Here is a 23,210-nt window from a genome sequence, read left to right as displayed (position 1 = left end):
ATCAGCCATCAGCCATTAGCCATCAGCCATTAGCCATTAGCCATTAGCCATCAGCCATTAGCCATTAGCCATCAGCCATCAGCCAAAAATACTCCGGCACCGAAAGGTAGCACTATTGTTTGGTTTCGGGCGTTATTTCTGTCATGGCTACTTTGTGCAAAGGTAAATTTACTATGGGAGTAGGTTTTAACTTTAGCTTGCCATTCACTTTAAATTGGTCTTCCAAAGGTCGGCGGGCTTCAAGGTCGGCAATAATTTGCTCGTTATTTGGCGACTCAAAAAACAAATTGTACTCTTCCCAAAAATTAGGGTCGTAAGTTCGGTAGCGGGGCTGATAAAATATGCTTGTTGGTTTCATGGCTTCGGCTGCGGTAACAGGGTCAACACCGCGCGTTTGAATATCGTTAACAAACAACTCCGAGTAAAAAGTTAGGTCAAATTTGTTGCCACTTTTTTCGTAATGTACATCGTGGCTTGCATGTATATAGCTAAGGCACATTTTTCCTTCGTGGGTTTTGTAGGTTATTATAGCCTGCGATTTATAAGGCGAGCCATTCACTACGCGGCCTTTCATCCGGTTATCGGCATTAATTTCTAAGCGCAAAACGGCAAAGTCGTATTTTCTGATAAAAATTTTGCCTTCATAGTTTCCACGCTTTTTACTTATCACTTTGTAGGCAATAATATACACCAAATCGTCTCCATCGTAGGTTATTCCGGCCATTCGCACATATTCGCTTTTAACATCAAATTTTTGGGCAAAAATCTTCCAATAATTTACATTTCGAATAATATTACTGCGCAAAGCATAATTTACATCTATATAAAGCGCATAGTCACTTTTATTATAAATATCGCTAACGCGCAATTCGTCTAAGGATACCAGCTCTTTTTCCTTTTGTATTTTTTTCGAAGCATATCCTTCACCATCGTATAAAGATATTGCGGCTTCGGCAAAAGCTACATATTTGCCATTTTCTTTAAAATACTCCCTATAAAAACCATCGGCAATAAAATTAGCCCCAATATAGTTTTTAGGAATGCTTTCAATGGCATATTGCACAATTTTTTCCGGAGATAAATTGGCATAAACAGTTACCTCATTCAATTCATAAGTTCGGGGTTTTAATTTAATCTCGCATACTCCGGATGTGTTTAAGCCGCTAATTGGAAATAAATCTTTAAAAAAGCCAATACAACTTATGGCCAAATTTGATTGTTTGTGTTTAAGCGGCAGGTGTAACTCAAATTCGCCATAAATATTAGTAACTGTGCCCAATGAACTTCCATCTATACCAACGCTGGCATAAGGCACTGGCTCGTTTGTATCGGCATTAAGCAGCACCCCCGAAATTACAAACTCTGGAAGCGAAGTTGAAGTTTGAGCTACTATTTTACCCAATACTACAAAACAAAGTATAGCTGCCCCTATAACCTTGATTAATAAAAAACGCATTGTAAAAAATCTTTTAAAACAGCAAAATTTTTGAAAAGCTTGCTGCAATAATCGGGCCAACAAAATAGTGAGCTTTTCCAATAAAAAAGGGTGCACCAGTTTTAATGTGGTACACCCTAAAAATAGTAATTATTTATTTTACAAAAGTTTATTCAAGTACTAATTTTTTATTCAACAAACTAAAGCCTTGAATGATTTTTAAAAAATAGGTGCCTTTTGAATTTGAAGGCAAATTGATTTTAGATTCATAAGTTCCGGTAAAATCGGCTATATTTTCATTGTGAATTTCGGAGCCTTTAACGTCTAAGATAACAATTCTTGTGTCTTGGTCGTCTTCAACATTAAACGATAAGAAAAAGCAATTTTGGTCAAAATCGGGGGTAAAATTAAGTTCGTTTACCACCAAATTCTCTGACCCTTTAAAAGCATTAAAAATACTTGAACCTGCCATACTCAATTTATCGGTTACATTGAGGTCGGCAATAGTTACAGAAACTCGCTTGGTCGAATTTTTGTTTACATACACGTTTTGTTGGCTGTCGCCATTCAGGTATGTATTAACACGATCTAAAACGGAACTGTTTTCTTGGGTTTGAGCAAATACAGTGCCCGAAAAAACAATTAATGATAATAAAAACGTGTAAATAGTGGTTTTAAATAAATTCATAATAATTGTTGAATAGGATTTGAAGGTGAAAGTGGAAAAGGTGAAAAAGGAAATATAAAAGCTGTGTTTATTTTTTTATAGTATAATACTATTTGCGTTATTTAGACGTATTTTATTGCAAAAGTAACGCAACACTCCCAAATACGTTCTATTAGAATAGTAAAAACTTGCAAAAATAGTTCCAAATTTACAAAAAACATATCAATAAAGCCATTTTTCCATTAAAAAGTGCTCAATTGAAACTTCTTCGAAAGGTTGCCCTATAATACGCCAACCCATTTTTTGGTAAAAAGGAACAGCGGTTGCGCGCGCGTGGCAGTACAAACGTTTAAAATTGTGATTTATTGCCCAAACTTCGGCAAAATCACACATTTTTTTTCCAATACTTTGTTTTTGATGGTTTGGGTGAACTGCCACTTGTCGCATTTTTAAATCCGTTGGCGTTGTGGGTTGTAATATTAAACAGCCTGCCATATAAGCAGTTTCAGGCAACCAAGCCGCAATATGGGTATGGTTTGCCTCCTGCTCCAACTGCTCGGGCGTAAAAACCAAGCCCAAAGGTTTGCGCAATACTGCATAACGCAATGCAACCATCTCGTACCATTGCGGGCTTCGAAAAGAAATAGTGATTATTTCCAATATTATCAATTAAAAAATTAGAGACCTTAATTTATTTGACTTTAACCTCAAACTCAGTTGTTTTTTCAGTAGTATTGCCATTAATGCGCAACAGATATTTTCCGGGTTTAAGGTAATATAGGCCATTTCCGGTTGCCGCTTCAATAATTACTGGCTCTTCGTCTGGTTTTAGTTTGCGGTTCAAAAATTCTTTGTATTGGGGCAGCGCAGGTTCGTCTATGGTTAAATCATACGGTACATAATTAAGGCCTTTGAGTAATTTGGCATTAAACTTTTTGATCTCAATAGGTTTTTCAATAATAACTGTTTGCATTGAGTCTTGTTTATTGGTCTGCGTTTCATCCGGAGTTGGTACTATCGTTTCGACTGTAATCGTAATTTCATCGGCTTTCTCTATATATACCGGAAATTCCATTTCTGGAGTATATGCTTCTAACCACATACTCCAACTGTTTCCCCAACGGCTGCTGTGTTTAATCGCTTCGGGTTCAAAAACATGCAAGGTCTGGGCAGTTATTTCGGGGGTAAGTTGCTGCAGGTGAGCAATGGGGGCAATAAAAATGCTGCGTCCGTGTGTTGCAATAACCAAATCCTTTTCGCGGGCTTGCACTACCAAGTCGTGTACGGCTACATGTGGCAAGTTTGCATCAAAGCGCATAAAGTTTTTACCTTCGTTTAACGAAACATACAAGCCATGGTCGGTACCTACATATAAAATTTTGGGGTTAAAAGGGTCTTCTTTTATAACATTTACAGGCTCGTTTGGCAAATCGGTGCCAAGGCGCTCCCAAGTTTTGCCAAAATCTTTCGAGGCATAAATATAGGCAGTAAAATCATCCCACCGATAGCCATTTAACGAGGCATAAACGGTTGCCTCGTTGTGCGCCGATGCCTGCACACGGCTAACCCACAAATTTTGAGGCAATTTGGCACTTAATTTTTTCCAGGTTACACCTCCATCACGGGTACCATAAATTAAGCCATCGTCACTTCCGGTATAAATTAATCCAAATTTAAGTGGACTTTCGCTAATGGTTGTTAAAGTACCATAAGGCACATTTCCTTTTTTCCCTCCTTGCGTTAAATCATCCGAAATGGGGGTAAAAGTTTCGCCTTTATCCATAGAGCGATATAGTTTATGCCCACCCATATAAAAAATATCTTGATTGTGTTTTGACAGTAAAATTGGCGTTTGCCAGTTGTAACGCGGCGGCCGTTCGCCTAATTCGTGCGGCGGAATAAGCTTTGTAGCCTCCGAGGTTGCCGTATTCATCCGGTAATAATTGCCAAACTGAAATCCGGCATAAACAGTTTTATTATCGCGCGAGTCAATTTGCACCTGCATACCATCGCCACCAAAAAGTTCTTTGAAAGGATATTGGCCATCGGAATGCCAATTTTTTGAAGCTTTGTAGGTCGAGGGGCCAAACCAAGCGCCGTTATCTTGCAAACCACCATAAATATTGTACGGCTTCTCATCATCAACATTAACGGTGTAAAATTGCCCAACGGCGGGCGCATTGCATTTAAACCAATTTTCACCATCGTCATAACTAATATTGATGCCGCCGTCATTACCATTTATTAAATGTCCGGGGCGGTTTGGATTTATCCAAAGTGCATGATGGTCAGCATGAACATTGTCGCCATTTATGCTTTTAAAAGTTTTGCCGCCGTCGTTACTTTTTAATACCGGAACCCCTAATAAATAAACTTTATCCGGATTTTGTTCGGCAACGCGCACTTTCCCAAAATAATAGCCATAAGTAAAAAACAAATCATCTAAAAAGTCTTCGTGCGTTTTAGCCCAAGTGCGGCCACCATCGTTCGAGGCGTACAACTCGGCGCCAATAATTTTGGTTTCAAATAAATTGTCGTTTGCATTTTCTAAATACTCCACTACCGCCGAGGGCAAAATTTTATCGGTACGAACCATATTTAAAACGGTTTTGGCATCATATTTTTCCGGAAAGCCGTTATTTTTTAAAAATCGGCCCAATTTTTTTTCATCCAAAGCTAAAAACTCCGTTTTGTTCAAGTTGCGCAAATCGTTTTTGCTGTATTCATCTTCATTTTTTTTGCTTGATTTATCTGGTGTTTCAGGACGAAGATTTTGATTGTCTATTACGGCATAAATTTTTCCGGATTTGTGAATGGCCAAACCAATACGGCCTGTATTTTTTCCGGATGGAAATCCGGATTCTTTGCCCGAACATAGCACCCAGTTTTCGCCGCCGTCTGTACTTTTATAAATACCCGAGCCCTCACCCGCACCTTCAAAATTCCAGGCGCGGCGCTCGCGTTGCCACATTGAGGCAAACAATATATCAGAATTTGCGGGGTCAACAACTATATCTATTGCCCCTGTATTGTCATTTACAAACAAGGTCTGAACCCATGTATTACCGCCATCGGTAGTTTTAAACACGCCTCGCTCGGCGTTGTCGGAGTATAAATGGCCAACAACAGCCACCCAAACAATATTTGTGTTTTGCGGGTGAATTACCACTTTGCCAATATGGTGGCTTTCGGGCAGCCCCATTTCTTGCCATGTTTTTCCGACATCGGTGGTTTTATACATGCCCGTACCTGCATAAGACGAACGGCTCGAATTACTTTCGCCCGTACCAACCCAAATAAGGGTAGGCAGCGTATCAGTCCATACAGCGGCTATATTTCCAATGGTCATGGCAGCTTGTTGGTCAAAAATTGGCTCAAACGATGCGCCATTGTTGCGCGTAAGCCACAATCCGCCCGATGCGTATGCTACTAAAAAATAGCTGGGGTCGTTGGGGCAAACATCAACAGCCGTTACTCGACCGCTCATAATTGTTGGGCCAACCGACCTAAAATGAAGTCCACCCAACAACGAGTTTTCAGTAAGTTTCAGGCGTTGGTCGTAACCCAATAAACGGGAGGCAGCCTTAGTAAAAGGAGGCGTATTTTGTGCCATAGCAAACAAACAAGGGTAAACAAAACAAAATAATAAAAAATAGAAACGCAGTAACATAGGCAAAGTAAAATTTTGGCACTAAGGTAAGAAAAAGAGTTAAGAGTAAAGTAGGAAAATTGGTTGGTTTGGCTTAATTTTATGCGATTATTGCGTTGTTTTTTAAACTCAATTTACATTTTCAACGGTTTTTTGATGAAGTTAAAGACAAATTAAAGCAGGCAAATAAGAAGAAACAAAAAAGGCAATTATATATCCGGAAAAGCACTAAATCCGGAGATAATTAAGAAGTTGTAAAATTCACACCTAAAATACAAATACACAAATAAAATTAAATTTATGTTTTCATCTAAAATTTATAATTGCAATTTGTACTTATGGCTGCCATGTATTTTATTATATAGTTGTTTTGTTAGTGGCTGTACGCACGAAACTTTAATTGAAAACACAGGGGTTTATCCCAAGGCCGAGCCCGGCGTTGTCCCGGCATGGTTTCCGGAAATAAACTACCCCGAAGACAACCAACCCAATAGCATCCGGATTGCCTTGGGGAAAAAGTTTTTCTACGAGAAACGCTTCTCTGCCGATACTAGTATTGCTTGTGCCTCGTGCCATTTGCCCGAGCTGGCTTTTAGCGATTCGGTAGCTATTAGCAAAGGCAGCTATGGCCGCCTTGGCACAAGAAACGCACCAAGCTTGGGCAATGTGGCCTGGCAACCATACCTAATGCGCGAAGGAGGCGTGTCAACCATCGAAAAACAAGCCTTAGCCCCATTTGGCGAACATAACGAGTTTGATTTAAATATTGTTGATGCCTTGCCTCGAATAATAGCCGATACAACCTACCAAAACCTAAGCCAGCAAGCCTACCAACGCCCCTTGGAATATTATGTTATTACTCGTGCTTTAGCCGCTTTTGAGCGCAGTTTTATAACAGCCGGTTCGCCTTTTGACGATTACTTTTACCGAAAAATTCCTAACGCACTAAGCTCCGATGCTATTGCCGGGTTAAATCTGTTTTTTTCAGATTCATTAGCTTGTAGTAAATGCCATTCGGGGTTCGATTTTACCAATTATAGCTTTCAAAACAACGGACTTTATATCACCTACGCCGACTCGGGGCGGGCACGTTTGACGTATTTGCCACAAGACCGCGCCCTGTTTAAAGTGCCATCGCTGCGCAATATTGCCCTAACTGCGCCCTATATGCACAACGGCAGTATAAAAACGCTAAACGAGGTTATTGACCACTACGCAAGCGGTGGACTTCCCCACGAAAACAAAAGCAGTTTGCTAAAGGGTTTTGTCATTACCGACCAGCAAAAAGCCCAGTTGATAGCTTTTTTGCAAACGCTTACCGATACTCAGTTTATTAATTATGCAGCCTACCGCGAATGAGAACCAAGCATTGAGGCACAACATAACATAACATCGTGTATAGGATTTGAGAGAAAACAGGGCTATATTTGTCTTTATTCCGGATATTTTTTAAGTTCTTAAAACAAACTATTATTTTTAATTTAATATTTATTTGTGCCTTTACAAATTTATAAATCGTCGGCAGGCTCGGGCAAAACCTACACTTTAACCCGCGAGTTTATTCGGTTGGTTGTTCGCGCGCCTTATCAATACCGGCAAATTTTGGCCATCACCTTTACCAATAAGGCCACCGCCGAAATGAAAAACCGCATTGTAAGCAAACTTGGTCAATTAGCCGCAAACACCGACCCAAAGTACGCCGAAGCACTTTTATCCTTATTGCCGGCATCGTTTACCCTGCAAACCGTACAGCAAAACGCAGCCAAAGCCTTAAGCTTAATTTTACACAATTACGGCGAGTTTAGCGTTTGCACTATCGATAGCTTTTTTCAACAACTATTGCGCAGTTTTACCCGCGAACTAAAATTGCCCTATGGATACGACCTTTTACTTGATAGCAATTTGGCTATTGAACAGGCTGCCGCTTTGTTGTTGCTCGAAATTGGCAATAACGACAAACCCAATTTAACAAAGTGGATTGTTTCGTTTGCACTTGAAAAATGGAAAGAGGACAAAGGTTTTAGAATAACCTCTGATATTGAAAGTTTGGGCAAAAATTTACTTGATGATATTGTTTGGGATTACATAACGAATAATTCAAATTTTGAAGAAGGATTAGAGACCGAAAACGAAATGCAGGCTCATCATTTTGATAAATTAAAACAATTTTTAAATAGTTTGCAAAAAATACGCCGCAATTTTGAAAATGAATTAATTGAAAAGGGCAAACAAGTTTTAAAAGAAATTGAAGAGAATGGCTTTACCCAAAAAGATTTTAAGAACAGTTCAGCTAATATTTTTAAATATTTTAGCGAAGGTGATTTTGATAAAATTGCAAATCCAACAAATACGCTAAGTGCTATTTTTAGAGATAATAATATTGAAGGGTGGCTGTCAAAAGAAAAAAGTAAGGATTACAAGTTGGCAAAATTTGTGCGAGATTTTTTGCATCCGGAGTTTATGGCGATGATGAATTTTATAGAGGTTCACAAGAAAAATTATTTTACTGCCAAAGCCATTTTGGGCAATTTTTATAGCTATGGACTGTTAAATGCACTAAAAGAAAAAATAACGCAATTCAGAACCGAACAAAATATTATGCTGTTGGCCGACAACAGCAAACTAATGCGCAGTGTTTTACAGGGCGAGCTTGCCTTTATTTTTGAAAAAGCCGGCCTGCAATACAAACATGTTTTTATTGACGAGTTTCAAGACACCTCAACCTCGCAATGGGATAGTTTGGCGTATTTAGTGCAAAACGCCTTGTCGCAAAACGACGAGGCGTTGCTGGTAGGCGATGTAAAACAAAGTATTTACCGTTGGCGAGGGGGTAATTTTAACTTGCTTTTAGCCCCCGCTAAACATTTAGGCGAAAAAGTATCGCCATTTGTTGAGGAAAAAAACATTAAAAACCTAACTACCAACTATCGCAGTGGGCAAAATATTATTGCATTTAATAACGCATTTTTTACCACTGCAACAAAACTAATTTGCAGCCACAGCGATTGGCAAGAGAACTTATTTATAAAAGAAATAAAAACTGCCTACGAAGACGTAAAGCAAGAAGCTACCGACAACAAAGGCGGTTATATAACATTTGAAACAGTTACTAAAAACGCCGACAGCAAACCAACAGAAGATACAGAAAGCAAAAATGAAATATCAAATGAAAATGCCGAAATCAACAAATATGATTCGGCTGAAAGCTGGGGCAGCGCCGAAAGCGAAGTAGCCATTCCGGAAATTGAAAAGGCGGTAATAAATCGGATTGAAAAATTAATAGAAAAACAAGGATATCAATACGCCGACATAGCTATTTTAGTCCGGAAAAATGCGCACGGTGCCCAAATAGCAAAATCGTTAACCAATGCAAAAATACCGGTAATTTCAAGCGAAGCATTGTTTTTAACAGGTTCGCCAACCGTTCGTTTAACAATATCGGTTTTAAAATATTTAAACGCACCTCTTGAGTCTATATATAGAACACAGCTATTATACCAATATTTACAATATATAAATGAATTACCCAGCCCGGAATTTTTACACCTTGTTTATACTGATTTTAACCTTCAGGCAAACGACCCAAAGAGCATATTTGCCACTAAACTGCCACCAAGTTTTATACAAAACCAACAATTTTTAGCACGCCAACCCCTTTACGAACTCGTTGAAAACATAACCGCCTATTTTGAACTCGACACCAGTAACGACCCCTATTTGCGCCGCTTTTTAGACTTTGTTTTAGAGTGTTTAACCAATAAAATATCCCGCCTTCCGGCCTTTTTGGCTTATTGGGAGCGTTTACATCCGGCAACGGGGAGCAATTTAACAAATGCGCCATCGGTAATACTGCCCGAAGGTTTAAATGCTGTGCAAATATTAACCATTCATAAATCGAAAGGGTTGGAATTTCCGGTTGTAATTTTGCCCTATGCCGACTGGGATACGATAGAATTAAAAAAAAATACGATCATTTGGGCCGATGCAAATATTGACCCCTACAACAAAATGGGAACACTGCCTTTAAAATTTGGCAAAGAGTTAGGAGATAGTCATTTTGAAACAAATTACCAAAACGAGATTTACCAACAAATTGTTGACAATTTAAATATTTTATATGTAGCCCTAACACGCGCAGAGCGCGAACTGCATATTATTAGCAAACCACTTAAAAAAAGCAAAACTTCGAAAGACACAGCCTCATTAAAAACGATACAAGATTTATTTGTGCAAGTTCTAAATCATCCGGATTTTGAATATTCCGATTCTAAAAAAATAACAGGCGATTATGCTGCCATTGAAAGCATCTTTTTTGCTTATGGCGAACCCACGCTGCCTCCAAATCTTAATCCGGATGAAAAAATAAGTGAACAAGCCGACAATACTGAGAATGATAATCATACCAACAAAATTTTGCCAACTCATCCGGCAAAATCATCGGCAACGCATAAAATAAAATTAGCTTCGAACGCCCAACAGTTTTTTATGCTTTTAGACCCCAACCGCGCACAGGCCGTTTCGATGGGGCAAAAAGTGCATCAAGTTTTAGAAAACCTGCAATCGCCCGAAAGGCTACAAAAAGTGCTGCGTCAGTTAAAAGCACAAGGGCATATTACCCAAGCCGATGAAGCTCCGCTAAATAAAAGAATTGAGCAAATTTTTAATTTTAAAGAAGTAATTAACTGGTTTAACCCACCGCAAGGTTGGGAAATTATAACCGAGCAAGCCTTAATAGACAAAGGCCAGCAATACCGCCCCGACAGGGTTTTAATTAATGAAAACCGGGCAGTGATTATTGATTTTAAAACCATTGCGCCCAATGCACCCGACGGCATAAGGAAAAACCATCACTGGCAAGTAAAAAACTACGCCCGTATTTTAACCAAAATGGGCTACACTGTTGTATTGGCTAAACTGCTATACATTGGCATTGACAACGCATGGATTGAAGAGGTAAATATTTAAAGAAGTTGCTTAAGAATTAACCCATATAATTAACCACATAGGCACATAGATTTTTTTTAAGTATTAAAAGGTGTGACAGTTTTAAACACTTGATACAGAAACTATTGAGGTAAAATAGGCTACAAAAATGTAAAACAGATTTATAGAGGACTTAGTTTTGCAATTGCTTCAATGGCACATAGTTCTAAATTAGTTCAATAACCTAATTTTTAAACAACTTCAAAGTCAAAAACTTTATATTACATATATGCTAACCTTTGCGGGCAAAATAGTTCGTAAAAATATACCTTAAAGCAAAGGTTTTTTGTATCTTTGCCCTCCAATTTAGCTTTGTTTGCCTCCATTATTTAAGTAGAAAGGCAATGGCTAAATTGAATTTTAGTATTTTTTTACCTGTCTGTGTGTTTATGCACCATAACGGAATTTCGCCTCTATCTTACATACATCCTAATGCAATTATTGGCAACGATGTTACCATCAGTCCATTTGCATTTATTGACGACAACGTTGTGGTGGGCGATAATTCTTGGATAGGACCGAATGCCAATTTAATGAATGGCACCCGAATTGGCAAAAACTGTAAAATTTTTCCGGGTGCGGTAATAGCTGGCACACCTCAGGACCTTAAATTTAACAACGAAATTACCACCGCCGAGATTGGCGATTTTACAACCGTAAGAGAATGTGCAACTGTAAACAGAGGGACTTCGGCTGCTGGCAAAACAAGCGTAGGCAGTCATTGTTTACTTATGGCCTACAGCCACGTTGCCCACGATTGCTCGTTGGGAAATCATGTTATTTTGGCCAATAACGTAGCCTTGGCAGGCCATATTCAAATTGATGACTGGGCAATTTTAGAGGGCTTGGTTGCCGTTCAGCAGTTTATACATATTGGCCCACACACCTTTATTGCGGGCGGGTCGTTGGTCCGAAAAAATATACCGCCCTATGTGCGGGTGGCAAACGAACCCCTACAATTTATTGGTGTTAACCAGATAGGCTTAAACAGACGAGGCTTTTCGGCAGAAACAATTGAAATGATTGACCGCATTTATACCGACTTTTATACCCACAAAGCCAATTTATTGACTGCCGAAAAATTAAACTACATTGAAAACGAGTACCCCAATTGTACCGAAAAACAACAAATATTGACCTTTATTAAAAGCGCAAGTAATGGTGTAGTGCGCGGCCCGGTTAATAGTAAAACCTCAGTCAATAACGCAAATTAAAGCATGTTTAAACTGTTGGCCCAAAAACTTTGTAAACGCTTTACCGCCAACGAATGGGTTGTTCGCAATTTTACGGCAAGTTTCGAGACTAACCAGCGTTACGCGCTTTTAGGTCCGAATGGCTCCGGAAAATCAACCCTCTTGCAATTATTAGCCGGAAACTTAGCGCCAAGCTCCGGAGATATCGCGTTTTACCTGAATGACCAACTTGTTCCGGCAAACTTATATTTTAAACAGATTGCTTGGGCAGCACCGTATGTTTATTTTCCGGATGAACTAAACTTGGCCGAATTATCAAATTTTCAAGCAGTATTCAAGCCATTTTATCCGGATATTAAACTTCCACTAACAACAGATTTATTAGAAATTAGCAGTTTAGCAAAAAATAAACCAATGAAATATTATTCTTCGGGCATGAAACAAAGGGTTAAACTGGCATTAGCCCTTTTTGCAAACACACCCATTTTACTTTTAGACGAACCAACCAATAATTTAGATGCTGCAGGAATAAACTGGTACAACCAAATGTTAAACCAATATACCCAAAACCGGATTACTATTTTGGCAAGCAATTTGCAGTACGAATATGCAAGCTTTGCCAACCAAATACAAGCCATCGCATGGCAGCGCTAAATTAAAAACAAAGCGCACATTAAACTTTATTATAGTACAACAGTCTAATTTCACACTATATTACAGCCTACAATTAATAAACTTATTAAAATTGTAAAAAAAAAGTTTTGATTTCTGAAGAAATTCTGTAGGAAATTAAAAAATAAGCTGTAAATTTGTGCCATTATCTACTCAACATGAAACACATTTTTATCATAGCGATATTAACAGCAATAAATTCTTGTATTTTATTGGGCGCAACCCAAATCAAAGGCTATAATGCTTCGGACTTAGGCGGAGACAAATACAAGGGTGTTGTTACTGATTTTAGCTATAACGTATCTGGCATTATTGCCTATTTTGGCAATAAATCGCAAAATAGCGAAATTTCTTTTGAATGGACAATGGGCGACGGTACGGTTATGTACGAGCAAAGTTTTGAATACAGATACCGCACCTTAGGCCATTTTGAAGTTTGTTTGTTTATCAAAGATAAGGCAAGCGGCGAGGTAATCAACAAAACTTGTAAAATGATAGAAATTGGCGACCCTAATGAATGTAATATTAACTGGGAACCTGTTTGTGGCTGCGATAACGAAACCTATATGAATGCTTGTTTTGCCGAAAAACATTTTGATATGCTTTGCTGGAAACCAGGCCCCTGCCCCTCTAAACAAAATGGTATTATAGCAGCTTTATTTACCTTCCAAACTAAAGGTTTAGAAGTGAATTTTCAAAATGCATCAACAGGCCGTTATGATACCTATCAATGGTCGTTTGGGAAAGAAGGCAAATCGAAAAAAACAAATCCCAAATTTACTTTCCCCGAAATTGGTTACTACAATGTGTGCCTAACTGTAACCAACTCGGCAACCAACGAGCAAAGCACCTACTGCGAAAATATAAAAGTAGTTAAAACGGTTAAAACAGCCAGCCGATAAAAAACCAAACCATTTATAAACGCTTTTTGTACCTAAAACTAATCAAGGTTAACAAATTGTCCAAAGCCCTGTCTCTACTTTCACAGATAGGGCTTTTTTATATGCGCAACCCTCATAATCCTAATTGAGTTATTAAAAGTTTGGCATTATTTATATCATCGAAATATGGCAATAAATGATTTTCGCGCTGCGCAATATGCGCTTGTTCGAAGTCTTGCAAAAACAGAAATTCAAGTTGAGATAAATAGTTTCCGGGTTGTGCTGCTACATGGCAAACCTCGTGCAAGGTTGTATTTGCCACCATTTGAGGCGTAACTAAACAAAATCTTCCGGCAAATAACGCATGTAGCAGTTTTAATTTTATACCCGTAGCCTGAAAACCAGGTAACACCTGTACATGGGCATCGGCTATCAACTGCGCTAACTGATGTTGTGTGGGATTTGCAATTAATTTTACATTCCTGTATTTGACTGCTGCTTTCGACAATAGTTCACTGGGGTTTTGCCCTGTTATGACAAGTGGAATTTCAGTTTTCGAAAAAATATTGTCAATAAGCCACAAAACCGATTTTTCATTTTCGGCAACTTGCAAATTGCCGTGGTATAAGGCATAATTACCTCGCCCCAATTTTGAAGTAATTTTACCATACCCATGAAATGGTGGTAAATATTTTGCCTCAAACCCTAACTTTTTATAATAATCTGTATCGGGTGCGGTAATACAATAAACAGCCACATTTTTATGTTGCAGCAGTAAATTTGATTCGTAATTTTTTAACAAAAAACTTTCGTGCCGATAGTATAATTTTCGTCCTAAACTTTTGGTTGATGCTGCCAAACCTGCATAATACTGCCACTCAATATTGTGCATCCGGATAAAAGATGGAAGCATACACAGTTCCTCCACGTCTAAAGCCCCTGTTGTATGTAAACCTTCGCAAAAAACTAAATTTTCTCCTGATGTTTTGTTGATGTTTTGGGCTAAGTCCTTACCATTCCTCGATGCAACAATATAGGGTTTGGTATAAAAATTGATTTGCCACCAAGCCAAACGCGGGTAATAATAAACCGCCTTACAATATTTATTTAATTCGGGGGCAGCCAACCGATTTCCGTAACAAAAGCTATGCAAATAAATACGAACCCCACACTGAGCCAATGCTTTAATTTTATAAAAAACATCTATTGCGCCGCCGTAATTTGGTGGGTAAGGCACATCAAAACTAATAATATGAAGATTTTTGGGCAAACAATTTAAATAATTTGTAAACGAAGACAAACCCTAAACAAGCGCAAATCATTTGTCGTACTTTAAACTGCAAATTTATTCCTATTTTGTGAACTTTTTAAACGATATTTTAAACCTTAAATATATTGAGAATTAACGAATGAAAATATACACAAAACGGAGATGATGGCAGCACCTTACTTTTTGGCGGAGGCAGGGTATCAAAAGCTCATATCCGGATAGAAGCCTACGGAACAGTTGATGAACTAAATTCTTTTGTTGGCTTGGTTCTTCACAGTTTGCCAAACGATTCTGTCCAAAAATCAACACTAAACACCATTCAAAATACCCTTTTTGTAGTAGGTGCTTTGTTGGCGACCAATCCAGATAAAGGACAAAAAGTAAGCACAAACCCGTTAAACCCCGTGGACATTACTTACCTCGAAAAACAAATTGACTCCATGGATGCTGAATTGCCCCCCTTACGCAATTTTATACTCCCTGCCGGAAGTTCGGCAATTGCCACCTGCCATATTGCCCGTTGCGTATGCCGTCGCGCCGAACGCAACACAGTTGCCCTTGCCGCCCACGAGCCCGTTGAGCCTTTGGTAATCGAATACCTAAACCGCCTTTCCGATTATTTGTTTACCCTTGCAAGGTATATTGCCCACACAACAAATACCCCCGAAACTCCTTGGATAACAAGGCAATAAATCAAAATAATTGAACTATTACTTATTTTTATTTGCTTGCAAATAAGATTGTACGTGCGCAATTACTTTTTCTAGTTCTTCCGGAGAAAACCAAGTGAGGCCTTCAACTTTATTAAACCAGGTAATTTGCCGTTTGGCATAATTACGGCTGTGCTGTTTAATTAGCTCAACAGCTGTTTGAAAATCGGTTTTATTGGCAAAATAGTCAAACAGTTCGGTGTAACCCACCGTTTGTAAGGCTGGCAACTGTGCATATTCCGGATATAATTTTTTTGCCTCCTCAAGCAGCCCATCTTGTAACATGGCATCTACCCGCAAATTTATTCGGTTATATAATGCTTCGCGCGGCATATTTAGGCCAATATAGCACACATCAAAAAAACGCTGTGATTTATTTTTAATATGCTTTTGTAAATTTAATGACTGTGAATATGGCTGCCCAGTTGCCAGGCCCACTTCTAAGGCGCGCAACAGCCGGCGGGGATTTTGCTTGTCAACCACCTTGTAATAAAGCGGGTCGAGTTGGGCAATTTGGTTTTGAAGCCAAACAAGGCCGTTTGTTTCATACTGATGCCTGATTTGCTGCCGTAATTCATCCGGAATATTGGTGAACTCGTCAAGACCTTCGCAAACAGCTTTAACAAAGAAACCCGAACCTCCAACCATCAAAACAATTTTGTGCCGGGCAAATAAATCTTTAAGCAAATTAATAGCATCGCGCTCATAATCGCCAACTGTATAAATATTGTTTACCGACAATGCGTTAATAAAATGGTGCTTTACTTCGCTTAATTCGGCTGGATTTGGTTTGGCTGTTCCAATAGACATTTCGCGGTAAAATTGGCGACTATCTGCCGATACAATTTCGGTTTTCCACAATTTAGCCAACGAAATAGCCATTGCTGTTTTTCCAACTGCGGTAGGGCCTACAATTACTACTAACAAAGGCTTAATTTTTTCACTTTCTTCGCTCACAATTACAACTTAATTTTATTATAATACAAATATCTTTCATTTTTGCTTAATTGTGTATATTTGTAGTATAAACACCAAAGTTAAAACTTATTTGATTTTTTTAGTCTGTGGGAGTAAAAAATACCAACGATAAATTAGAGCCTGTCTAAATTTTATTTTCTAATTCTATTAAGCATCAATTTTATCATGGCAAGTTGGATCATTGTCTGGCTCGTTTCGGTTTGGAACTCAAAGTCTTTACTCAATCTTCGATAGCTTTCGAGCCATGCAAAAGTTCTTTCAACAATCCATCTTTTTGGCAATACTTCGAATTTCGAGGCTGTATTCGATCTACTTACAACCTCAACCACCCACCCAAACGTTTTGCGGGTATTTTCAATTAACTCGCCTCTATACCCGCCATCAGCTACTATCTTTACCAATCTGCAAAACCTGCCTCTGAGGTCAGCTATAACCATTGGGGCTGATTTACTGTCATGCTCATTTGCCGCATGAACCACAACCGCTAAAAGTAGTCCCATTGTATCTACAATAATATGCCGCTTTCTGCCTTTAACTTTTTTACCCCCGTCAATCCCTCTGCACAAGCCTCCGACGCTTGTTGTCTTTACGCTCTGGCTATCAATTATACCAACACTTGGCGATGAAGCCCTGCCTGCTTGCTTTCGAGTCTTATCCCTGAGTATTTCATGGATGAGTTCTATCGTCCCATCCTTCTTCCACTTGGTAAAATAGTAGTAAACAAGCTTCCATGACGGAAAATGGAACGGCAGCATGCGCCATTGACAGCCAGTTTTAAGCAAATAGAACAGCGCATTAAAAATTTCTCTTAAACTGTGTTTTCGTTTCCGTTTGTCGTCTAAAATGCCTAATATTGCACTCCATTGACTATCGGTGAGACTGCTTGGGTAGGTTTTCATTTTACTTTATGTGTTTGATTTTCATAAAGCTATGAATTATTATTTAAACGTCAAACTGATAGTCTTTTATTCACATCTCTTTTAATAACTTTTTTCCTATCAATTTTTAGGACTGGCATGCCAATTTTTAATTTTTAGACAGTCTCTTAATGTTCATTAATAATAAAATACATTAAAATAGGAGGCAAACCTTAGCAATGGCCTTGAGACATACTACCTATGTTTGTTGTAAATTATGGATTTGTAAACAGATTGCATATTATAGGGCTTGGAACTTAGTTTGTACTGTCTTGAAGTAAACTTTCTGTTTAATTCTTAAAAAAAACTGTTGACCCAAGTCCTGCATACAAATAATCAGTTTTATAAATATCATTTAATATTTTAAAAGCAAGATGCCCCGTGCAGTGTGCTGGCGCAACTCGACGAACCTTTAACTCATTTTTTAACATGTCAACTAATTGCACAGTTTGTTTTCGGTCAAAAGGAATCATGTGGAAGCCCCCATAAATCAATTCTATTTTATCTGCTGTAACGATTTGAGTTTGCTTTGCAATGTTTTCAACGCCTGAATGAGAACAACCTACAATTAGAATTTGCCCTTGATTTGTTTTCATTGAAAGAGAAAGTTCGGGAAGGTTAGTGTTTTTGCAAGCGTCTTGATTGTGCTCAAATTGCCCTTCAACAAAGCTTTTGCCCGGATAACACGAAAAGTACCCCATAAACTGTGAACTTGTTGCAATAATATAAAGTCCGGGTAAAATTTCTTTGGATGTCTTTACAAATTCAATGTTAGCGTTCCAAAATCGTCCGGATTGATTGATGGAAAATTTAGTGTTGCCCCCATCAAAGTATTGCATATAAGTCGGTAAAGAGTCCTTTATTGCTGTTTCTTGCCCTGTTGCGTCGAACGGAACGGGAGCTCCCCAAAAGATGTCATAGGGAAAATAGATTTTAACTTTCGGATTTATTTTTAAAACATAGTCAAGCCCGTTTAAGTGGTCAAAGTGGCCGTGAGACACTATTACGATGTCAACCTTTGAAAGATCAATTCCAAGATTAGTTGTATTTTCTTTAAAAATGTCAGCGTTGCTGCCAGCATCGAATAAAATTGTCTTCCCTTTATATTTTGTAATACAAGAAAAGCCAAAATCTTTTGTAAGTATAGTGTCCTTTCCAAAAGCGTCATAAAGGTTGGTTATTGTTGCCTCTTTAACTTCGGAATTTTTTTTATCCGCGGTTTTGTTGCATAGGTTTAAGAAGGCAAATAAAAGGAAACTCAAAATAATACTCGACTTCATAATTGTAAGTTATTAATATAAATTTAAACTCTCGTTTAAGCTTGGCTGCTAAGTGCAGTTTGCCTAATAATGCTTAACTTATTACAAATTTAGGTCTTAAGTTTCATATACAGATGCTTTAGGAGATTTTTTTTGGGGTTTAATAATTCCAGATGACATTCATAAGGCGAAAGTCCGGAAATTGGAATCTTGTATTATGCTCAGGACTCGCATTGCCCGAAAAACTGATAAAAAAACAGCCCGAGAAAATTATCAAATCTACAGATAATAAAAGAGACAAAAGTTCGTTTAAAACCTCAATATTTAGAAACCCATCAGCCTCATAATGAAACAATGCTGAGCGATATTGCTTCTTATTGGTAGATTAGAGTTAAATTTACGTCTAATTTTCAGCCTTAAAATATTTTTTTATACGCTGCTTTGCGCCATAAATATTCAAGTGGACCCAAAGAATATCGCTTAACATACCAATTACTTAATAGCATTTGGATTAACCATATTAAAATACAAAATACTAAGCCTTCTGAAGGTGATATTTTTCCATAAAGTCCAAAACCGAAACCAAACAGCAGAATGTTACAAAATAGTGATTGCATTACATAATTGGTCAAGGCAATTTTTCCCATAGGAGCAAGAAGTTCGACGATTACTTCCCCTACCCTAACTTTAGAGAGTAAATAGATGCCGGTAATGTAAAAAATTGTCATTGTTGGTACAGCTATAAAATGAAATATCGAATTAATAACATTATAAATATTAGGAACAAATAAATTTTGATGAAAATAAGCCCAAACAAACACAATATTACCGGTAATGCCCAAAATGCCCGACAAGTAAAATATATATTTTATTTTTGATTTTAACTCTTCAATTCGTTGGAAGTATTGTTTTTTGCCTGCATATAGTCCTAACAAAAACATTGCAAAACTGTTCCACCACCAAAAGGGCAATGACTGGTAAAAGCGAAGAGTATCATCCATCCTCATTACAAAAACATCGATAAAATTTCCGGATGGGTAAATTGAGTAGCTTTTTTCGTTGTGCTGAATTAAATCGGGAGTGATAATATTCTTAAAATCATTTTGCAATTGAGACATCAAACTAGCATCGTTTGCAACAGCAAGATAAAAGGTTAGTGTAAGTAAAATAGGAATTAAAAAAAATATTATTGAGAATATGAGAATTGTTTTAGGTTGTGCCTTTCTAAAAAGTAAAAGCAATAGTCCCTGAATTGCATATAAAACAAGAAAATCTCCTGGCCACAAAAGCAAAGCATGAAAAATGCCAATCACCAGTAAAGTGAGTTGTCGCTTTAAATAATAAACAGTAAAATTACTGCCTGTTGTTTTTGCCTTTAAATATTGAACCGAGAAGCCGATTCCAAATAAAAATGAAAATAACGAGAAAAACTTAGAGCCTGTCTAAATTTTATTTTCTAATTCTATTAAGCATCAATTTTATCATGGCAAGTTGGATCATTGTCTGGCTCGTTTCGGTTTGGAACTCAAAGTCTTTACTCAATCTTCGATAGCTTTCGAGCAATGCAAAAGTTCTTTCAACAATCCATCTTTTTGGCAATACTTCGAATTTCGAGGCTGTATTCGATCTACTTACAACCTCAACCACCCACCCAAACGTTTTGCGGGTATTTTCAATTAACTCGCCTCTATACCCGCCATCAGCTACTATCTTTACCAATCTGCAAAACCTGCCTCTGAGGTCAGCTATAACCATTGGGGCTGATTTACTGTCATGCTCATTTGCCGCATGAACCACAACCGCTAAAAGTAGTCCCATTGTATCTACAATAATATGCCGCTTTCTGCCTTTAACTTTTTACCCCCGTCAATCCCTCTGCACAAGCCTCCGACGCTTGTTGTCTTTACGCTCTGGCTATCAATTATACCAACACTTGGCGATGAAGCCCTGCCTGCTTGCTTTCGAGTCTTATCCCTGAGTATTTCATGGATGAGTTCTATCGTCCCATCCTTCTTCCACTTGGTAAAATAGTAGTAAACAAGCTTCCATGACGGAAAATGGAACGGCAGCATGCGCCATTGACAGCCAGTTTTAAGCAAATAGAACAGCGCATTAAAAATTTCTCTTAAACTGTGTTTTCGTTTCCGTTTGTCGTCTAAAATGCCTAATATTGCACTCCATTGACTATCGGTGAGACTGCTTGGGTAGGTTTTCATTTTACTTTATGTGTTTGATTTTCATAAAGCTATGAATTATTATTTAAACGTCAAACTGATAGTCTTTTATTCACATCTCTTTTAATAACTTTTTTCCTATCAATTTTTAGGACTGGCATGCCAATTTTTAATTTTTAGACAGTCTCTTAAACTCAAATAAAAAATGTATGACCCAAAGAACTCCTTTGTCTAAAGTAGAAGACCATATTTCCACTTTAAGCATATCGGCCCATATTTGTGGCCATGATATAATCATCCAGTTTACTATTAAAATACCTAATAAGGCAAATCCTCTTAAGGCATCAATAAGTATGATGCGTTCTGATTTTGTGATTGGTTGCATTTGATTTAATTTAATTTAATTTAATTTAGTCAAGTAACTTGACCACAAAAGTAAGGCAAGTTTACTATATTTGCAAAAAATTATGAACACAAATACATTAGCATTACTCCAAATTGCTTTCTCTCTTGGGCAAGATAAGTTGATTGAGGGACTACATAATTCTGGATATAAAGATATAAGACCCGTTCACGGTAAAGTTTTTGCCTTTATTGATAGAGAAAAAGGAAGTTTGTTGGTTGAACTTGCAAAAAGAGCAAAGGTAAGCAAGCAGTTTATGAGCCAATTGATAAAAGAAGTTGAAGAGTTGGGCTACGTTAAAAAAATTAACCACCACACAGACAAACGCGCTTATTTGGTAACATTAACCACAAAAGGAAAACAAGCGGTAATGGCAGCAGATATAGCAGTTGTAGAGTTAGAAGCCTTGTACAAAAAACAACTCACCAACGATGATTATCAAAAATTGAGGCAATTACTTTCTAAGTTATGCTTTTTAAAATAAGCTATAATTACAACTAAAGACCATATATCAGAATTGCCACAAACAAATTATTAATTGTCCTTTGTTAATAGTCCATTTTGCAACAAGGCTTTGGCGTTTTCTTTTGCGCTTTCGGGGGGTGGGTCGCCGCTTAACATTTTGGCAATTTCAATAATGCGATCCTCACCTTTTATAGGTCGCATACGGGTGTAAGTGCGGTTGTTTATAACTTCTTTGTGCACTAATAAATGTGCCTGCCCCATACTGGCAATTTGGGGCAAATGGGTAATACATAAAACTTGGTGCTGCATGCCTAACTCGTGCATAACCCGCCCAACTTTTAATGCTACCTCGCCCGAAATACCCGTGTCTATTTCATCAAATATTAAAGTTGGCAACGCTGTATGCTTGGCAATAAGCGTTTGAAGGCAAAGCATTAACCGTGAAAGCTCGCCGCCCGATGCCACTTTGCGCAACTCGTTGGGTGCGCTGCCTTTATTGGCGGCAAAAAGCAAATCAACCTCGTCAATACCATTAGCCGTAGGATGGTTTTCGTTGGCGGTAAGCTGTGCAAGCAATTGCGCATCGGGCATACCAACACGGGCTAACATTTGGCTAATATGATTTTGTAAAATGGGAATTTGGGCTTGCCGTTGTTTCGATATTAGCTGTGCTGTTTCTAAAACTTTTTTATGGTTGGCAGCAATAGTTTGCTCTAATTGGGCAATATTTTGCTCGACATTGCTGGCAGTAAGTTTTTGTGCAGCCAAGCCAACTTCGATAGCCATTAAATCGGCCAATGTGTTTACGCCGTGTTTTTTTTGTAGTCGGTAAATAGTATTTAAACGCTGGGTAAGCTCTTCGGCACGTTGAGGGTCGTGTAAAACTGCGTTTTCTAAGTTACTGATTTCGCTGTTTAAGTCGCGCAATTCATAAATAGTATTTTCAAGGCGTTGTTGAATTTCGGCGTAAGACTTTCCGAATTTTGTTAGGCCTGAAAAGCTACTGCGCAGTTGGCTTAAAATCCGGATGATGGCTAATTCTTCGTTATTTTCTAATAAATTTATTGCCTCTAACAATACCCTTTGAATATTTTCGGCGTTATTTAGCTGCGCCAATTCTTGCTCTGCAAGCGTTTGTTCCTCCGGATTGGTAAAATTAGCTTTTTCAAATTCTTCGAGTTGAAAATTAAGATAGTCCAGCTCTTTTTGCAAGCGGCTACTTTCGTTTTTTAATCCGGATAAATTGCGCTTATTTGCTTGCCATTCGTTAAAAAGCGTTTTATAAGTTTGCAGTAAAGGCTGATGGTTTGCCATAATATCAATCAAAAATAGTTGATAATTGGCATCGTACAAGTGTAAGGTTTGGTGTTGTGCGTGTAAATTGACTAATTTATCGCATAATTTTTTGAGTGAAACCAAATTGGCAGGTGTATCGTTAATAAAAACCCTCGATTTTCCGGATGGGGTAATTTCTCTCCGGATAATGGTTTGGTCGTTGTAGTCTAACTCTTCTTCTTCAAAAAAGCTATGAAGCTTATAAGCGGCTATATTAAA

Annotated in this window: 16 protein-coding genes and 2 pseudogenes; 7 read left to right on the top strand and 11 right to left on the bottom strand. The window is 38.0% G+C overall.

The annotated features are described in order from the left end of the window. Positions 1-112: 112 nt before the first annotated feature. The 4 genes from IPI59_11990 to IPI59_11975 all read right to left on the bottom strand — a co-directional run bounded on the left by IPI59_11990 (position 113) and on the right by IPI59_11975 (position 5,715). The gene (locus IPI59_11990) at positions 113-1,456 is read right to left on the bottom strand and encodes a carboxypeptidase-like regulatory domain-containing protein (protein MBK7528248.1); all 1,344 of its coding nucleotides are present in this window, start codon (positions 1,454-1,456) and stop codon (positions 113-115) included. Positions 1,457-1,604: 148 nt separating this feature from the next. Beyond that, positions 1,605-2,123, bottom strand: coding sequence for a hypothetical protein (locus IPI59_11985; protein MBK7528247.1), 519 nt, complete (start codon positions 2,121-2,123; stop codon positions 1,605-1,607). 201 nt (positions 2,124-2,324) lie between these two features. After that, entirely contained in the window at positions 2,325-2,762 is a 438-nt protein-coding gene (locus IPI59_11980) for a GNAT family N-acetyltransferase (GenBank protein ID MBK7528246.1), read from the bottom strand. A 31-nt stretch (positions 2,763-2,793) separates the two neighbouring features. Beyond that, a complete protein-coding gene (locus IPI59_11975; GenBank protein ID MBK7528245.1) occupies positions 2,794-5,715 on the bottom strand; it encodes a glycosyl hydrolase in 2,922 nt (973 codons plus the stop codon). 336 nt (positions 5,716-6,051) lie between these two features. Here IPI59_11975 and IPI59_11970 point away from each other — a divergent pair, with 336 nt between their 5' ends. The 5 genes from IPI59_11970 (at position 6,052) to IPI59_11950 (ending at position 13,501) form a co-directional block, all read left to right on the top strand. Continuing rightward, positions 6,052-7,110, top strand: coding sequence for a cytochrome-c peroxidase (locus IPI59_11970; GenBank protein MBK7528244.1), 1,059 nt, complete (start codon positions 6,052-6,054; stop codon positions 7,108-7,110). Positions 7,111-7,245: 135 nt separating this feature from the next. Continuing rightward, positions 7,246-10,716: a UvrD-helicase domain-containing protein gene (locus tag IPI59_11965; protein ID MBK7528243.1), complete on the top strand. Its 3,471-nt coding sequence runs from the start codon at positions 7,246-7,248 to the stop codon at positions 10,714-10,716. A gap of 407 nt (positions 10,717-11,123) precedes the next feature. Next, on the top strand, positions 11,124-11,948 hold the full coding sequence (gene lpxA, locus IPI59_11960) for an acyl-ACP--UDP-N-acetylglucosamine O-acyltransferase (GenBank protein ID MBK7528242.1): 825 nt from the start codon (positions 11,124-11,126) through the stop codon (positions 11,946-11,948). 3 nt (positions 11,949-11,951) lie between these two features. After that, positions 11,952-12,581, top strand: coding sequence for an ABC transporter ATP-binding protein (locus IPI59_11955; protein MBK7528241.1), 630 nt, complete (start codon positions 11,952-11,954; stop codon positions 12,579-12,581). Between the two features lie 176 nt (positions 12,582-12,757). After that, positions 12,758-13,501 (top strand): PKD domain-containing protein, encoded by a 744-nt coding sequence (locus IPI59_11950; GenBank protein MBK7528240.1) that lies wholly within the window; start codon positions 12,758-12,760, stop codon positions 13,499-13,501. A 112-nt stretch (positions 13,502-13,613) separates the two neighbouring features. Here the strand turns inward: IPI59_11950 and IPI59_11945 are convergent, their stop codons facing one another. Beyond that, positions 13,614-14,750: a glycosyltransferase gene (locus tag IPI59_11945; protein ID MBK7528239.1), complete on the bottom strand. Its 1,137-nt coding sequence runs from the start codon at positions 14,748-14,750 to the stop codon at positions 13,614-13,616. 146 nt (positions 14,751-14,896) lie between these two features. Here IPI59_11945 and IPI59_11940 point away from each other — a divergent pair. Next, positions 14,897-15,442 (top strand): annotated as a pseudogene (locus IPI59_11940) (cob(I)yrinic acid a,c-diamide adenosyltransferase). Between the two features lie 18 nt (positions 15,443-15,460). On the opposite strand, the gene miaA reads toward IPI59_11940, so the two are convergent. From miaA to IPI59_11915, 5 genes and pseudogenes are all read right to left on the bottom strand, one after another. Next, positions 15,461-16,396 (bottom strand): tRNA (adenosine(37)-N6)-dimethylallyltransferase MiaA, encoded by a 936-nt coding sequence (miaA, locus tag IPI59_11935; protein ID MBK7528238.1) that lies wholly within the window; start codon positions 16,394-16,396, stop codon positions 15,461-15,463. Positions 16,397-16,569: 173 nt separating this feature from the next. Next, positions 16,570-17,337: an IS5 family transposase gene (locus IPI59_11930; protein ID MBK7528237.1), complete on the bottom strand. Its 768-nt coding sequence runs from the start codon at positions 17,335-17,337 to the stop codon at positions 16,570-16,572. Between the two features lie 308 nt (positions 17,338-17,645). Beyond that, positions 17,646-18,635 carry an MBL fold metallo-hydrolase gene (locus IPI59_11925; GenBank protein ID MBK7528236.1) on the bottom strand — a complete coding sequence of 330 codons (990 nt, stop codon included), beginning with the start codon at positions 18,633-18,635 and terminating at the stop codon, positions 17,646-17,648. Positions 18,636-19,030: 395 nt separating this feature from the next. Further along, positions 19,031-19,927: a DUF418 domain-containing protein gene (locus IPI59_11920; GenBank protein ID MBK7528235.1), complete on the bottom strand. Its 897-nt coding sequence runs from the start codon at positions 19,925-19,927 to the stop codon at positions 19,031-19,033. 136 nt (positions 19,928-20,063) lie between these two features. Next, positions 20,064-20,830, bottom strand: a pseudogene (locus tag IPI59_11915) (IS5 family transposase). Between the two features lie 425 nt (positions 20,831-21,255). On the opposite strand from IPI59_11915, the gene IPI59_11910 reads away from it, so the two are divergent. Then, positions 21,256-21,675 (top strand): winged helix-turn-helix transcriptional regulator, encoded by a 420-nt coding sequence (locus tag IPI59_11910; GenBank protein MBK7528234.1) that lies wholly within the window; start codon positions 21,256-21,258, stop codon positions 21,673-21,675. A gap of 50 nt (positions 21,676-21,725) precedes the next feature. On the opposite strand, the gene IPI59_11905 is transcribed toward IPI59_11910, so the two are convergent. Beyond that, positions 21,726-23,210: DNA repair protein RecN (locus tag IPI59_11905; GenBank protein MBK7528233.1), on the bottom strand; the 1,485-nt coding region annotated here is incomplete at its 5' end.

Source organism: Sphingobacteriales bacterium, from assembly GCA_016706405.1.
Lineage (GTDB): Bacteria > Bacteroidota > Bacteroidia > Chitinophagales > UBA2359 > BJ6.
This window is presented reverse-complemented; position numbering and strand designations above follow the sequence as displayed.

What these genes read in the sequence shown, in the direction of transcription:
- IPI59_11910 (MBK7528234.1), top strand. Translation starts at nt 21,256, where the DNA reads ATGAACACAAATACATTAGCATTACTCCAAATTGCTTTCTCTCTTGGG.
- IPI59_11930 (MBK7528237.1), bottom strand. Translation starts at nt 17,337, where the DNA reads ATGAAAACCTACCCAAGCAGTCTCACCGATAGTCAATGGAGTGCAATA.
- lpxA (MBK7528242.1), top strand. Translation starts at nt 11,124, where the DNA reads ATGCACCATAACGGAATTTCGCCTCTATCTTACATACATCCTAATGCA.
- IPI59_11955 (MBK7528241.1), top strand. Translation starts at nt 11,952, where the DNA reads ATGTTTAAACTGTTGGCCCAAAAACTTTGTAAACGCTTTACCGCCAAC.
- IPI59_11970 (MBK7528244.1), top strand. Translation starts at nt 6,052, where the DNA reads ATGTTTTCATCTAAAATTTATAATTGCAATTTGTACTTATGGCTGCCA.
- IPI59_11990 (MBK7528248.1), bottom strand. Translation starts at nt 1,456, where the DNA reads ATGCGTTTTTTATTAATCAAGGTTATAGGGGCAGCTATACTTTGTTTT.
- IPI59_11985 (MBK7528247.1), bottom strand. Translation starts at nt 2,123, where the DNA reads ATGAATTTATTTAAAACCACTATTTACACGTTTTTATTATCATTAATT.
- IPI59_11975 (MBK7528245.1), bottom strand. Translation starts at nt 5,715, where the DNA reads ATGGCACAAAATACGCCTCCTTTTACTAAGGCTGCCTCCCGTTTATTG.
- IPI59_11925 (MBK7528236.1), bottom strand. Translation starts at nt 18,635, where the DNA reads ATGAAGTCGAGTATTATTTTGAGTTTCCTTTTATTTGCCTTCTTAAAC.
- IPI59_11950 (MBK7528240.1), top strand. Translation starts at nt 12,758, where the DNA reads ATGAAACACATTTTTATCATAGCGATATTAACAGCAATAAATTCTTGT.